A 14,529-nucleotide genomic window follows, 5' to 3' on the forward strand; every position below is an offset into this window, starting at 1 on the left:
TCCTCAGGCGAGGGCGGGGAGGACGGGTGCGGGCTCGACGGGTGTGTAGCGGCTGTCGTGCTCGGCGCTCTCCTCGACGGCGGCGAGGACCCGCTGCACCTGCAGCCCGTCGGCGAACGACGGCCGGGGGCCGGTGCCCGCGGCGATGGCGTGCACCAGGTCGCGGGCCTGGTGGACGAAGGTGTGCTCGTAGCCGAGGCCGTGGCCGGGCGGCCACCACGCCTCCAGATACGGGTGTTCGGGTTCGGTGACGAGGATGCGGCGGAAGCCGGAGACCGCGGCCTCCTCCGTGTGGTCGTGGAAGCACAGCTCGTTGAGGCGTTCGAGGTCGAAGAAGAGTGAGCCGAGGGTGCCGTTGAGTTCGATGCGCAGGGCGTTCTTGCGCCCGGCGGCGACCCGGGTGACCTCGAAGGAGGCCAGCGCCCCGGAGGCCAGCCTGCCGGTGAAGAGGGCCGCGTCGTCCACGGTGACCGGGCCGCGCCCCGCGCCGTCCGCCGCCGCGGACAGGCCGTGCGCGGCGCCCGGCAGCGGCCGCTCCTTCACGAAGGTCTCGGTGAGCGCGGAGACCCCGGCCAGGTGTTCGCCCGTCAGATGCTGCGCGAGGTCGACGATGTGCGCGCCGAGGTCACCGAGCGCGCCGGAACCCGCGCGCTCCTTCCGCAGCCGCCAGACGAGGGGGAACTCCGGGTCGGTGATCCAGTCCTGGAGGTAGGTGACGCGGACGTGGCGCAGGGTGCCCAGCCGGCCCGACGCGACCAGCCGCCGGGCGAGCGCCAGGGCGGGCACCCGGCGGTAGTTGAAGCCGACCATGGCGAGTTGGCCGCGCTCCCGGGCCCGGTCGGCCGCCTCCACCATGGCCTCGGCCTCGGCGACCGTGTTGGCGAGCGGCTTCTCGCACAGCACGTGCTTGCCGGCCTCCAGGGCCGCGATGGCGATCTCCGCGTGGCTGTCGCCCGGGGTGCAGATGTCGACGAGCTGGACGTCGTCGCGGGCGATCAGCGCACGCCAGTCCGTCTCGGCGGCGGCCCAGCCGTGCCGGCGGGCCGCCGCCCGCACGGCGGCCGGGTCGCGCCCGCAGACGGCGGCCATCACCGGCGTCAGCGGGAGGTCGAAGACCCGGCCCGCGGTGCGCCACCCCTGGGAGTGGGCGGCGCCCATGAAGGCGTAGCCGACCATGCCCACCCCGAGGGTGGCCGGTGGGGTGTCCGGTGTGTGGGGGCCGGTGTGCGTGTCCGTGCCGGTGCCGGTCTCGTCCATCGGTGCCTCTCCTCGTCGTCATCTCGCTGCTGGCGGGGCGCTCTCCCCGGGCGTGCGGGGCGGGGCGTCAGCTGAAGCCGGTCGGCAGGTACTCGTCGACGTTCTCCTTGGTGACGACGGCCGAGTAGAGGGTGAGCGAGGCGGGGATCTCCTGTTCGGCGAGCCCGCCGACGCCCTTGCCCTGGCCGAGGGCGCGCGCGAGGTCGATCGCGGAGGCGGCCATGGTCGGCGGGTAGAGGACGGTGGCCTTGAGGACGGTGTTGTCCGCCTTGATGGCGTCCATGGCGTGCTTCGCACCGGCGCCGCCGACCATCAGGAACTCGTCGCGTCCGGCCTGCTTGATGGCGCGTTCGGCGCCGACGCCCTGGTCGTCGTCGTGGTTCCAGAGCGCGTCGAAGGAGGACTGGGCCTGGAGCAGCTGCGCCATCTTGGCCTGTCCGGACTCAACGGTGAACTCGGCGGCCTGCCGGGCCACCTTCTTGATGTTCGGGTAGTTCTTGAGGGCGTCGTCGAAGCCCTTGGTGCGCTGCCGGGTGAGCTCCAGGTTGTCCAGGCCGGCGAGTTCGACGACCTTGGCGTTGCGCTTGTCCTTGAGCTGCTCGCCGATGTAGCGGCCGGCGTTGAGGCCCATGCCGTAGTTGTCGCCGCCGATCCAGCAGCGGTACGCCTGCTGGGAGTCGAAGATCCGGTCGAGGTTGACGACGGGGATGCCGGCCCGCATCGCCTTCAGCCCGACCTGGGTGAGGGCCTTGCCGTCGGCCGGCAGGATCACCAGCACGTCGACCTTCTTGTTGATCAGGGTCTCGATCTGGCCGATCTGCTGGGCGGTGTCGTTGGAGCCCTCGGTGGTCTCCAGCGTCACGTCCTCGTACGTCTTGGCGCGGGACGTCGCCTGCTCGTTGATGGCGTTGAGCCAGCCGTGGTCGGCCTGCGGGCCGGCGAAGCCGATGGTGACGGCCTTGCCGGGCTTGTCGTCGGTACCGCCGGCGGGATCCTGCGCGCCGCCCTTCTCATTGCTCTCGTTGCTGGTGCAGCCGGTGAGGAACGCGCCGGCGGAGACGGCGGCGGTGCCGAAGAGGAGACCTCTGCGGCTGGGGACCGGTGGTGTCATGACGGGGAACCTCCACTGTGAGCGGACGCCGGACGCGGCCGGTGGTGCGCGGATGGGCGGTGCGGTGGGGCGGGGGGTGCGGTGGATCGGTGGATCGGGGGTGCGGCGGTGCGGTGGCTCGGCGGTGCGCGGGGCGGCCGTGCGGACGGCCGAGGGGGGCGGCTGGCTGCGGCTTGCGCGCGGGTGTGCGTGCGAGTGTGCGCGCCTCTGCGAGCTCCGCTAAGAGCTCCCGCTGCGCGCCGTGCGGTGCTGGACCAGGACGGCGGCGACGATGATCGCGCCCTTCGCGATCTGCTGGACGTCGCTCTGCAGGTTGTTGAGCGCGAACAGATTGGTGATCGTGGTGAAGACGAGGACGCCGAGCACCGAGCCGGTGATGGTGCCCCGGCCGCCGCTGAGCAGGGTGCCGCCGATGATCGCGGCGGCGATGGCGTCGAGTTCGTAGAGGTTGCCGTTGGTGTTCTGGCCGGATCCGGTGAGGACGATCAGCAGGAACGCGGCGATGCCGCAGCACAGCCCGGAGAGCAGATAGAGCATCAGCCGCTGCCGCCGCACGTCGATGCCGGCCAGGCGGGCGGCCTCCGCGTTGCCGCCGACGGCCACGGTGCGGCGGCCGAAGGTGGTGCGGTTGAGCACCAGCCAGCCGACGACGGTGACGGCGGCGAACACCAGCACGAGCGGCGGTATGCCCAGCACATAGGCGTCGGGCAGGCCGAGTTCGAGCACCGGGTCGACGGTGACGACCTGCGTCCTGCCGTCGCTGATCTGGAGCGCCAGCCCGCGGGCGGAGGCGAGCATCGCCAGGGTGGCGATGAACGGCACCATGCCGCCGTAGGCGATGAGCGCCCCGTTGACCAGCCCGCAGCCCAGGCCCACCAGGACCGCGCAGAGCAGCATGCCGCCCAGCCCGTACTCCTGGGTGGCGAGGGTCGTCGCCCACACCGAGGCGAGCGCGACGATCGCCCCGACGGACAGGTCGATGCCGCCGCCGATGATGACGAGGGTGACGCCGACGGTCACGACCCCGATCACCGACGCCTGGGTGAGGACGAGCTGGAGGTTGTCCCCGGAGAGGAACTGCTCGGGCCGGGTGATCGCGCCGACGACCACCAGCGCCGCCAGCACCCCCAGCAGGGAGAGGTTGCGCAGATCGGCGAAGGCGGCCGGGACGGCCCGGCGCCCGGGCCCCCCGCGCGCTCCGCGCGGCGCGGACGGCTCCTTGCCGGGCGGCGGCCCCTGCGTTCCCGGGCCGTGACCCGCCGGGGAGGCGGTGGACGGCGCCGGGGACGGCGGGGGCACGGCGGGCCCGGGGGTGGCACCCGTGGTCATCGCGACGGGCTCCCTTCCATGACGAGGTCGAGGACACGGTGCTCGTCCAGCTCCCGGGCGGGCGCCGTGTGCACGACGCGGCCCTCCCGGAGGACGAGCACCCGGTCGGCGAGGCCCAGCACTTCGGGCACCTCGCTGGAGACCAGGAGGACGGCCACGCCGTCGTCGGCGAGCCGCCGGATCAGGGCGTACAGCTCGGCCCGCGCGCCGACGTCCACGCCCCGGGTCGGCTCGTCCAGCAGCAGCACCTTGCAGCCGCGCAGCAGCCAGCGGGCGAGAACCACCTTCTGCTGGTTGCCGCCGGAGAGGGTGCGGACGGGGACGGACGGGTCGTCCGGGCGCAGCGACAGCTCGCGGGTGGAGCGGTGCGCGGCGGCCCGCTCACGGGCCCGGTCGAGCCAGCCGCCGCGCGAGAAGCGGGCGAGGGAGGAGACCGAGACGTTGCGGACGACGGACTCCAGCATCAGCAGCCCCTGCGCCTTGCGCTCCTCCGGGGCCAGGCCGATCCCGGCTCGTACGGCGGCGCGGACGCTGCCCGGCGGAAGCGGGCGGCCGTCGACCAGTACCCGGCCGGCATCGGGCTTCCGCGCGCCGAAGACCGTCTCCAGGATCTCGGAGCGCCCGGAGCCGACCAGTCCGGCCAGGCCGGCGATCTCGCCGGGGCGCAGCTCCAGGTCCACCGGCTCGAACTCGCCCGTCCGCGCGAGCCCTTCGACCTTCAGGACGGGGGCCGGGACGGCGGGCCCGGCGGGCTCCGGCGGCGCGGGCCGCTCCGGGAACACGTACTCGACGTCGCGTCCGGTCATCAGCGCCACAACCTCCCGGGTGGGGGTGGTGCGCGCCGGCAGGCCGCGGGCGGCGGCACGGCCGTCCTTGAGGACGGTGACCCGGTCGCCGATGCGGCGGATCTCCTCCAGCCGGTGGGAGATGTAGACGACGGCGACCCCGGCGGCGGTGAGATCGCCGACGATGCGGAAGAGGTTGTCCACCTCGTCCGGGTCGAGGACGGCCGAGGGCTCGTCCATGACGATCAGCCGCACATCGTGCGAGAGGGCGCGGGCCATGGAGACGATCTGCCGGCCGGCCGCGGAGAGATCGCGCACCAGGGTGTCCGGGTCGATCTCGGGGTGGCCGAGCCGGGCCAGCAGGGCGGCGGTGGCGGAGCGGGCGGCGCGGGAGCGGACGAAGCCGGCGGTGGCCGGCTCATGGCCGAGATGGACGTTCTCGGTGACCGACAGGCCGTCGACCAGGTCGAGTTCCTGGTAGATGGTGGCGATGCCGAGGTTCATGGCGGCGGTGGGCGAGGTGAGGTGGACGTGTTCGCCGCGCCAGCGGATCTCCCCCGCGTCGGGGCGGTGGGCTCCGGAGAGCACCTTGATGAGGGTGGACTTCCCGGCCCCGTTCTGGCCGAGGAGGCAGTGCACCTCGCCCGGCAGGACGTCGAGATCGACCCCGTCGAGGGCCCGTACGCCCGGGAAGGACTTGGTGATGCCGGTCATGGTGAGCAGCGGGCCGCCGTCCGGCGCGGACCGGCCGGCCGCCGGTGCCGCGGACGGTTTCGCGGACGATGTCGCGGACGGGGCGGGTGACGGCGAGGGGTCCGGCAGCGGGTCCGGCGACGGGTCCGGTGACGGCGGCGGGTGATCGGGCACGGGTGCCATGGCAGGGCCTCCTCGGCGGGTGCGCCGGCGGGCGGGCAGGGCGCGGCTGCGGTACGGGCGTGCGGAGTTCGCGGCGGAGCCGCGGTGCGGGCGGCTGCGGTGCGGTGGTGCGGCTCGTTCAGCGGTGCGGCTCGGTGGTACGGCGGCGCGGTTCGGCGGTACGAGGTGCGGCGGTACTGAGGTGCGGCGGTACTGAGGTGCGGCGGTACTGAGGTGCGGCGGTACTGAGGCGTCCCCCGGGCCGGTCGCCCGGCCCGGGGCGGCAGGGGTCAGGCGGGTGAGAACAAGTGGTCGCTGATCAGGCGGGCCGCGCCGATCACACCGGCGACGGCGCCGAGTTCGCCCAGGACGATCGGGAGGTTCCCGGTCGCCAGGGGCAGGGACTGGCGGTAGACCTGGGTGCGGATGGCGGCGAGCAGGGTGTGGCCGAGGCCGGTCACCCCGCCGCCGATCACCACCAGGCCCGGGTTGAAGAAGCTGACGAGCCCGGCGATGACCTGGCCGGTGCGCTCGCCGCCCTCACGGATCAGGTCGAGGGCGGCCCCGTCACCCGCGGCCGCCGCGGCGGCGACATCGGCGCCGGTTAGCCGGCCCGCCGTCTCCAGCCGGGCGGCGAGTTCGGCGGAACTGCCGTCGCGGGCGACGGCCTCGGCGTCCCGGGCGAGCGCGGAGCCGCTGAAGTACGCCTCCAGACAGCCCCGGTTGCCGCAGGCGCAGGGACGGCCGTCGGGTTCGACCCGGATGTGGCCGATGTCGCCCGCGCTGCCGGTCGTCCCCCGGTGGACCTCTCCCCCGGCGACGATGCCGCAGCCGATGCCGGTGCCGATCTTGACGCAGAGGAAGTCCTGGACGGAGTTGGCGACCCCGGCGTGCTGCTCCCCCATGGCCATCAGGTTCACGTCGTTGTCGACCATGACGGGGCAGCCGAGCTCCTGGCTCAGCACCTCGCGGACGGGGAAGCCGTCCCAGCCCGGCATGATCGGCGGTGCGACGGGGACGCCCTCGGGGAAGCGGACCGGTCCGGGGACGCCGACGCCCGCGCCGTCGAAGCCGTCCGGCGCGACGCCGGTGGCCCGCAGCTTGCCGGTCATGGCGAGGACCTGCTCGAAGACGGCCACCGGTCCGTCGCGCACGTCCAGCGGCTGGTTGAGGTGGCCGAGGATCTCCAGTTCGGCGTTGGTGACGGCCACATCGACCGAGGTGGCGCCGATGTCCACCCCGAGGAAGCGGAGCGCGGGCGCGAGCCGGATGTTGTGCGAGCGGCGCCCGCCGCGCGAGGCGGCCAGCCCGTCGGCGACGATCAGCCCGGTCTCCAGCAGCCGGTCGACCTCGACGGCGAGCTTGGACCGGGACAGATCCACCCGGTCGCCGAGCTGCGCGCGGGAGTGGGGGCCGTCGTCGCGCAGCAGCCGGAGCAGCCGCGCCTGGTGCGCGTTCGCGGGTCGTGCTGTCATGCGCCTCACGCCACCCCAACCTCCCCCCGCCCACGGCATGGGAAGACACTGGAAGACACTGTCTTCGCCGGTCATCGGCCTCGCCCGGCGGTCCGTCTCCGGCTCGCCGGGCTTTAACGGGGAAGTTAGCAGCGGTCGTTGGGACTGGGAAGAAGTTTGGCAGGAATCATCGGTAACTTTCTCCTGACCGTGGACAAAGGATCGGCCGGAGACGCGGACGAAGCGGACAGCGGACAGCCGCTCCGGGAAGGCCGTCCGGCGGGCCCCCGTCCGGCCCCACCGGTAACGGCATCCGTGCCGGACACCGCAGTGCCCCTCCGCCCCGGGACATGACTGTCACGAAGCTGCAGCCCTCGTGCAGCAAGCTGACACCCATCCATCTGTTCGAGCCCCCGAACGGCTGGGATCGTCTTGTCCACCGCAGAGATCAGCAGAGATCAGCAGGGCACAGCTCGTCCCAGGGGGAAGCCATGTACAGGAATTGCCGTGAGAGAACGATGCCCGTCCGCCGGCGGAGGACCACCGCCGTGATCGGGCTGGCCCTGGTGCTCTCGCTTCCGGCCGGAGTGGCCGCCGCCGCTTCCCCCCAGAGTTCCCCCCGGAACCCCATCCCGGCCGTCCGGAGCGGTCCGGCGGCCCCGGACGCCGGCGCCCCCGGCCTCGGCGGGCTGCCGTCCGCCGTGGTGGGCACCGTCTGCGCCCAGTGGGACCGGCTCGCCGCCGCGGTGCCCGTCCCCGTGGAACCACCGCAGGTGTGCAAGCTGGTCAACGGCTGGGACTAGGCGGCCCGGTGCGGTTTCAGCTGCTCGGGCCGCTGAGTGTCACCGACGGGGCCGACGCCGTCGTCCTCCCTCCCTCCAAGCCGACGATTCTCCTGGCCGTGCTGCTGCTGCACGCCAACTCCGTGGTGTCCGCCGAGCACCTCCAGCGGGCCGTCTGGGGTGAGGCGCGGCCCGCCACCGCGAAGGCCGCGCTGCAGACCTGCGTGCTGCGGCTGCGGCGGCTGCTGCCCCGGCACGGGGTCACCGAGACGCCCATCGAGGCGGTCCCCGGCGGCTACCGGATCACCGCCGGGCCGAAGACCCTCGATCTGCTCGGTTTCCGGGACGCCGTGCGCCATGCCGCCGCCTCCGCGCACGCCCCGGAAGCCGAGCTCTCCACCCTGAAGGAGGGGTTGTCGCTGTGGCAGGGCCCGCTGCTGGCCAACGTGCGGTCCGACACGCTGCACCGGGACGAGGTGCCGCGGCTGGCGGAGGAGCGGCTGCGCGCCGTGGAGCGGGTCTGCGACCTCGAACTGGCCCTCGGGCGGTGCGGGGAGGCGCTGGCCGAGCTGTGGGCGGTGACCCGTGCGCACCCCGGGCACGAGCGGTTCCACGAGCAGCTGATGGAGGCCCTGTACCGCACGGGGCGGCAGGCGGAGGCGCTGGCCGAGTACCGGCGCGTCAAGGAGTACCTGCGGGAGGAGCTGGGCGTGGACCCGTCCCCGACGCTCCGCCGGCTGGAGCTGGCCATCCTGCGCGGTGAGGAGCTGGCCCCGGCGGCGGACGGGGCCGGCCGGGGGCACCCGCGGTCCGGGCCGGTGATCCGCGTCGACCGGGAGCCCGCGGGAGGCGGAACCCCGGGGAGGACAAAGGGACTTGACACCACCGCGCCGGCGGCCGCCCTGGCCGCCGCGCCTCCCCCACCGGCCGCGCTCCCCGCGCGGCCCGCGGACCGGCGGCCGGCCCCGGCCGCCGCGGCCTCGGAGCCGCCCGGCACCCCCGCCGTGCCGTCGTTCACGGGCCGGGCGGCCGAGGTCGGAACCATGGCGGAGAGCCTGGCCCGTTACGCGGAGCACGGCGGCGAACCCCCGCTGATCCTGCTGTGCGGCGCCCCCGGCATCGGCAAGTCGGCGCTGGCCCGGCACGTCGCGCAGCTCGTACGGGCCGCCTTCCCGGGCGGGCCGCTGCTGGTGCCGATGACGGGCCCGGACGGCGCGCCGCGCGAACCGGCCGATGCCGCGGCCGCGTTGACGGCCGGTCTCCGGGAGCGCGGGGACCGCGAGCGGACCCTGCTGATCCTCGACGACGTGGCGGACGCCGCCCAGGTGCGCCCGCTGCTGCCGGCCGGGGCGGGCGGCGCGGCCGTCGTCACCAGCCGGATGGGACTCGCGGGCCTCGTGGCGACGCACGGCGGGCGGGTGCACCGGCTCTCCGTCTTCGGCGAGGACGAGTCGTACCGGCTGCTGTGCGCGGTGCTGGGCGCCGAGCGGGTGGAGGCCGAGCCGGAGGCGGCCCGTCGGCTGGCGGACGTCTGCGGTCACCATCCGCTCGCGCTGCGGATCATGACGGCCCGTCTGCTGACCCGCCCCGGGCTGCGGCTGGCCGACGCCGCCGGCTGGCTGGCCGGCGACCCGATCGGCCGGCTCTCCCTGGCCGATTCCCCCGGTATGTCCGTTCCGGAGGTGTTCGGTGGCGCCCTCGGACGGCTCGACCCCCGGCTCGCCGAGGCCTTCCTGCGGCTCGGGTCACTGCCCGGTGGGACCTTCCGGGCCGGGGACGGCGCCCCGGCGCTCGGCATGACCGGCGCCGAGGCGGAGGCCGTCCTGGAACGGCTGGCCGACGCCGGGCTCCTGGAGGAGGGGCCGCCCGGCCCGTACCGGATGCATCCGCTGCTCCATCTCTTCGCGCGCGAAGCCGCGACCCGAACCCGCCCCACAGAGAAGGTGTGACCGATGACAGCAGACGTGACCGGCACCGCGCCCACCACCGCGAACGGCACCTTCGAGGCGCTCGCCGGCACTCGGCCGCGGGTACGGCGGGACGTGCTCTTCACCGAGACCCCGGGCGGGGTGCTCTTCCACAACGCCGACGGCGGGTTCCACCTCACCGGCCGCGCCGCCTACCGCTTCGCCGCGCTGATGGTGCCGCACCTGGCCGGGCGCAACCGGCTCGGCGAGATCTGCGAGGGCTTCGGACCGGCCCAGCGCGCCATGGCCGGCGAGCTGGTCAAGACGCTGTACGAGCGCGGCTTCGCCCGCGACGTACCCGACGCCGACACGGACGGCCCGGAACCCGGCGACGTCTCCCGCCGGTTCGCCGCCCAGATCGCCTACGTCGACCACTACACCGACGGCGCGCCCCGCCGCTTCGCCCGCTTCCGGGACACCCGCGTCGCCGTGCTGGGCGAGGACGAGACGGCCCGCTGGTGCGCACTGAGCCTGGTCCGCAACGGCTGCGGCCACATCGCGACCACCGCCGCCTTTCCCGAGGTGGACGCGGAGGCGGCCGAGTCCGCCTCCGACGGCTGCCCGGTGCGGGCCGACCGCCTAGACCCCGGCGAGACCACGGGCTGGGCCGCGCTCGACGGCTACGACGTCGTGGTCGTCACCGGCCCCGGGGCCGAGGCCCGCGCCCACCGGCTGCTGTGCGAGGGCGTACCCGAGGGCCGCACCCTGATCCCCGCCTGGACCTTCGGCGGCCGCGCCGTCACCGGTCCGCTGTCCACCGCCACGTCCACCGGCTGCCTGCACTGCGCCCTGCTGCGGCTCGGCGGCACCACGGACGCCGCTGCCGCGGCGGAGATCTGGAGCGGCCTGGCGGGCGGTTCCGCCGCGCCGGCACCCGGCGCCGGCGGACCGCTCGCCGGCCCCGTCGCCGCCATGTCCGGCAATCTGCTGGGCTACGAGATCTTCCGGCTGCGCACCGGGGCGCTGCCCGCCGAGACCGCCGGCCAGGTGCTGGTCCAGGACCTGGAGTCGCTGGACGTCATGGCCGAGCCCGTGCACCCCCATCCGCGCTGCCGCCGCTGCGCCGCAGCGTCTGGTGCGGCGTCCGGCGCGGCGGAGCCGCCCGAGGTGCCGGACCGGCTGGTGCTCCCCGTCACCCCGACCGTGGAGACCGCCCGGGAGGCGGAGGACCTGGTCGAGGAGCTCAACCGGATCAGCGACGCGCTCGTCCGCCCGTACACCGGGGTCTTCCGCCGGTACGACGACGAGGAGCTGACCCAGACCCCGCTGAAGATCAGCCGGGTGGAGGTTCCGCTCGGCCACGGCGTGCGGCGCGAGATCGCCGCGTTCGACGTGCACCATCTCGCGGGTGCGCGCCTGCGGGCCCTGTACGCGGCGGCCGAGGCCTACGTCGAGCACGTGGTCCCCGCCGTGCCCGCCCCCGCCGTGCCCGCCCCCGCCGGAGCCGCCGCCCCCGCCGGAGCCGCCGTCCCCGCCGGAGCCGGCTCCGGGGCCGCGCCGCTGCCGGCCCTGGCCCCCGACGCGCTGACGACGGGCGGCGGCACCGGCCGGGAGGCGGCCGAGGTCACCGCGTGGGTGACCGCCGTGTCGCTGCTCACCCGGGAACCGGTCCGGGTGCCGGCGGCGGCGGTGCGGCCCTTCGGCCCGTACAACCGGGACCGGCTGCACCAGGCGAGCAGCGCGGGAGCCGGGGCGGGCGGCGGATCCGGGGAAGCCGCCGGGCGCGGACTGCTGTCGGCGCTGGCGCACGACGCGCTGCTGCGGGCGGTGCGCGGCACGACGGAGGTGACCCCGCTCGGGGACGCCGTGGGCGATCCGGAGCTGGTCTTCCTGCGGAAATCGGCGGGCAACCTGGATCTGCCGGTGGAGCTGCTCGATCTCGGGGAGGACGCCCGCTCCTCGGCACGCGTGGTGCTGGCGCGGGAGCCGGGGGGCCGCTGGGCGGCCGCCGCCGGCCTGTCGCGCTCCGCGGCGGCCTGCGCGGCGCTGCGGGACCTGCTGGGGCAGGCCCAACTCGCCGCCGAGGAGCCGGAGAGGACCGTCGACCAGGGCGACCCGCTGCTCACCGACCTGGCCCCCGCGGCCATCGCGGTGACGGGCGGCGGCGCGGCGGACGCCGGGACCGGGACGGTGGCACCGGACGCGGAGGCCACGACGTTCGAGACGGTGCTGGACCGGCTCCGCGCGGCCGGACGGGACGTCCTGTACGTCGACACCACGCCGCCCGACCTGCCCGCGGGCGGCATCCGCACCGCCCGGGTCCTGCTCACCACCGGCGCGGCCGGCGGCTCCGGCGCGGACTCCGCGACCGGCACCGGCGCCCGGACCGGCACCTCCACCGCTGCCCGTTCCGGCTCGGACGGCGGCGCCGATGGCCACTGAGACCCCCACCGGGACCACCGACCGGACCACCGACCGGACCACCACCGTGGCCGGGGCCGCCGCGGCCGGGACCACCGGCCGGACAACCCCCGCAACCGCCGCACCGGCCGGGCCGGTCGCACCGGCCGCTGCCCCGGAGGGCGCGGGCGGAGCTTCCCCCGCCGCCCCCGGGGCCGAAGCGCCGGCCCCGGGGGCGCGGCCCCCGGGTACCTCCCCCGGCGCGGCGGCCACCGGACCCGGAGCGCCCTGGGAGCGGTCCCGCCGCGAGCTGGCCGCGCTGCTGCACCGCGGCCTCGCTGCGCACGGAACCCCGGCCCCGCTGGATGTCGCCGCGCTGGGCGTCACCGACGCCTTCACCGCACCGGAGCCCCGGCCGTCCGGGGAGCCCGGCCCGGCCCGTCCCTCCGGCTCCGCCAACCAGCCACATACGCACGGCGGTTCGGGGGCAACGGTGAAGGCCGCTGCCGCACACGGCCCCGCCGGGGCCACCGCACCGGCCGCCCCTTCCGCGCCGGGCACCCCCGCCGTGCCGACCGGTATCCCGGGCACCGGCGGCACCGGCACGGGCACCGGCAGTACGGGCGACGCGGCCGGTACGGCCGGCACAGCCGCACCGGCCGCCCCGGAGGCCGCGCCCCGCGTACCCGGCCCGGCGTCAACTCCCGTGCCGGCCATACCCGGTGGGGCGAACGCCCCCGCCGGGCCCGTCCCCGTACGGTTCTACGGGCATCTCGCCGTCGTCGGCCCCCTCCCCCCGGGGGCCGGCGACTCCCCGCACGCGCCCGGGCCGGCGGGCCCCTGCGCCCGCTGCCTCGACCGCCGGTGGCAGGCCGTGCGCTCCGTCGCGCTGCGCGAGGCGCTGGAGCTGGGCTCCGGTACCCGGGCCGCCGGGGCGTGGCCGTATCTCACCCCGTTCACGGCGGACGCGCTGGCCGCGCTGGTGGCCGCGCGGCTCGGCGGGGCGGGGCCGCGCGGCGGCGCGTTCCCGGCCGTCCATCTGGTCGATCTGCGCACGCTGGCCGTCCGGCACCACCCGCTGGTACCGGACCCGGAGTGCCCGCGCTGCGGCCGCGCCGAGGAGGACACCCCCGAGGCGGCCGTGCTCACCTTCCGCCCCGCGCCCAAGCACCGGCCCGGTTCCTTCCGCGTCCGCGACATCGGCGACTACGAGCTGCCGGCCGAGCCGTACACCAACCCGGTGTGCGGGTCGCTGGGCCCGGCCGTGGTGCACGACATCGCGTCTCCCTCCACCTCCGCGACCATCGGCTGCTTCTCGATGCGCTCCGGGGAGTACCTCCGCGAGACGTTCTGGGGCGGCCATGCCGACAGCTACGCGCAGAGTGTGCGGATCGGCGTCCTGGAGGGGCTGGAGCGGTACGCCGGGATGCGGTCGCGCGCCAAGCCGGCGCAGCTGAGGGACTCCCTGGACGGGCTGCGGGCGCGCGGTGTCCGCGCGCTGGACCCGCGCACCTGCGGCCTGTACTCCGAGGAGTTCCACCGCGCCAATCCGCGGGTCACGCCCTTCTCCCCCGGCCGGGAGATCCCCTGGGTGTGGGGGTACTCGCTGCGCGAGGGCGAGCCCGTCCTCGTCCCCGAGGTGCTGACGTACTACCACGCGCCGGGCCTGGAGAACCGCTTCGTGCAGGAGAGCTCCAACGGCTGCGCGTCCGGCGGCTGTCTGGAGGAGGCGGTCTACTGCGGGCTGATGGAGGTCGTCGAGCGCGACGCCTTCCTGCTCACCTGGTACGGGCGGGCCGCCCTCCCGGAGATCGACCCGCGCACCAGCGCCCGCGCCGCCACCCGGCAGATGGTGGACCGGCTGGAGATGTACGGCTACGAGGCCCGCTTCTTCGACACCCGGATCAGCTTCCCCGTCCCCGTGGTGACCGGGGTCGCCGTCCGCCCCGACGGCGGGATCGGCCGGATGTGCTTCGGCGCGGGCGCCGGTCTCGACCCGGAGGCGGCACTGGCCGGCGCCCTCTGCGAGATCGCCACCGACGCGGTCAACCTCCAGGGGCGCACCGAGCGCGACTGGGAGCGGCTGAGCGCCATGGCACACGACTTCGCGAAGGTCGAGGCGCTGCACGACCATCCGCTGGCCTACGGCGTCCCGGAGATGGGCGACCACGCCCACTTCCTCCTCGGCGAACCGGGCGCGCCCCGCCCGCCGATGCGTTCGCTGGCGGATCTGCGGCGGGAGGTGCCCCCGGTCTCCGGCGATCTCCTGGACGATCTGCGGACCTGCGTGGACGCGGTGACGGGCGCGGGCTTCGACGTGATCGTGGTCGACCAGACCATGCCCGAGCAGCGGGGCCTGGGACTGACGACGGTCTCCGTCCTCGTGCCGGGGCTGCTGCCGATCGACTTCGGCTGGACCCGGCAGCGGGCCCTGGGGATGCCCCGGCTGCGCACCGCCCTGCGGGAGGCGGGGCTGCGCGAGCGCGATCTCGTACCCGACGACGTCAACCCGGCGCCGCACCCGTTCCCCTGACCGCCACCGCCGGCCACGACCGACCACGACCGCTACCACGACGCACCACGGCGCACCACGACCGGCAGACGACCGGCCACGCCCGCGCACGGCCCGGCGGGCCGGCCGGGCCCGAC

9 protein-coding genes are annotated in these 14,529 nt (G+C 75.5%); 4 read left to right on the forward strand and 5 right to left on the reverse strand.

Annotated elements, in window-relative coordinates:
- Positions 1-3: 3 nt before the first annotated feature.
- The 5 genes from LIX60_RS05410 to LIX60_RS05430 form a co-directional block, all read right to left on the reverse strand.
- Positions 4-1,257 carry a Gfo/Idh/MocA family protein gene (locus LIX60_RS05410; RefSeq protein ID WP_374117801.1) on the reverse strand — a complete coding sequence of 418 codons (1,254 nt, stop codon included), beginning with the start codon at positions 1,255-1,257 and terminating at the stop codon, positions 4-6.
- A gap of 67 nt (positions 1,258-1,324) precedes the next feature.
- Positions 1,325-2,368, reverse strand: coding sequence for a substrate-binding domain-containing protein (locus tag LIX60_RS05415; RefSeq protein WP_019710906.1), 1,044 nt, complete (start codon positions 2,366-2,368; stop codon positions 1,325-1,327).
- 219 nt (positions 2,369-2,587) lie between these two features.
- On the reverse strand, positions 2,588-3,697 hold the full coding sequence (locus tag LIX60_RS05420; RefSeq protein WP_227957441.1) for an ABC transporter permease: 1,110 nt from the start codon (positions 3,695-3,697) through the stop codon (positions 2,588-2,590).
- Complete coding sequence (locus tag LIX60_RS05425; RefSeq protein WP_227962635.1) at positions 3,694-5,196, reverse strand: sugar ABC transporter ATP-binding protein; 1,503 nt, start codon at positions 5,194-5,196, stop codon at positions 3,694-3,696. Before LIX60_RS05425 ends, LIX60_RS05420 begins: the two co-directional genes overlap by 4 nt.
- Before the next feature lie 431 nt (positions 5,197-5,627).
- On the reverse strand, positions 5,628-6,812 hold the full coding sequence (locus tag LIX60_RS05430) for an ROK family transcriptional regulator (protein WP_095756650.1): 1,185 nt from the start codon (positions 6,810-6,812) through the stop codon (positions 5,628-5,630).
- A gap of 527 nt (positions 6,813-7,339) precedes the next feature.
- Between LIX60_RS05430 and LIX60_RS05435 the strand changes: the two genes are divergently transcribed.
- The 4 genes from LIX60_RS05435 to LIX60_RS05450 all read left to right on the forward strand — a co-directional run bounded on the left by LIX60_RS05435 (position 7,340) and on the right by LIX60_RS05450 (position 14,413).
- Positions 7,340-7,594, forward strand: coding sequence for a hypothetical protein (locus LIX60_RS05435; protein WP_227957442.1), 255 nt, complete (start codon positions 7,340-7,342; stop codon positions 7,592-7,594).
- 8 nt (positions 7,595-7,602) lie between these two features.
- On the forward strand, positions 7,603-9,522 hold the full coding sequence (locus tag LIX60_RS05440) for a BTAD domain-containing putative transcriptional regulator (RefSeq protein WP_227957443.1): 1,920 nt from the start codon (positions 7,603-7,605) through the stop codon (positions 9,520-9,522).
- Between the two features lie 3 nt (positions 9,523-9,525).
- Entirely contained in the window at positions 9,526-11,922 is a 2,397-nt protein-coding gene (locus LIX60_RS05445) for a TOMM precursor leader peptide-binding protein (protein ID WP_227957444.1), read from the forward strand.
- A gap of 526 nt (positions 11,923-12,448) precedes the next feature.
- Positions 12,449-14,413, forward strand: a complete 1,965-nt coding sequence (locus LIX60_RS05450) for a TOMM precursor leader peptide-binding protein (RefSeq protein ID WP_374117962.1) — start codon at positions 12,449-12,451, stop codon at positions 14,411-14,413.
- Positions 14,414-14,529: the final 116 nt, after the last annotated feature.

The organism is Streptomyces sp. S07_1.15, assembly GCF_020739505.1.
Classification (GTDB): domain Bacteria; phylum Actinomycetota; class Actinomycetes; order Streptomycetales; family Streptomycetaceae; genus Streptomyces; species Streptomyces xinghaiensis.

Excerpts from the sequence above, each read along its gene's own strand:
- LIX60_RS05410 (WP_374117801.1), bottom strand. The coding sequence starts at position 1,257 with ATGGACGAGACCGGCACCGGCACGGACACGCACACCGGCCCCCACACA.
- LIX60_RS05415 (WP_019710906.1), bottom strand. The coding sequence starts at position 2,368 with ATGACACCACCGGTCCCCAGCCGCAGAGGTCTCCTCTTCGGCACCGCC.
- LIX60_RS05420 (WP_227957441.1), bottom strand. The coding sequence starts at position 3,697 with ATGACCACGGGTGCCACCCCCGGGCCCGCCGTGCCCCCGCCGTCCCCG.
- LIX60_RS05425 (WP_227962635.1), bottom strand. The coding sequence starts at position 5,196 with ATGACCGGCATCACCAAGTCCTTCCCGGGCGTACGGGCCCTCGACGGG.
- LIX60_RS05430 (WP_095756650.1), bottom strand. The coding sequence starts at position 6,812 with ATGACAGCACGACCCGCGAACGCGCACCAGGCGCGGCTGCTCCGGCTG.
- LIX60_RS05445 (WP_227957444.1), top strand. The coding sequence starts at position 9,526 with ATGACAGCAGACGTGACCGGCACCGCGCCCACCACCGCGAACGGCACC.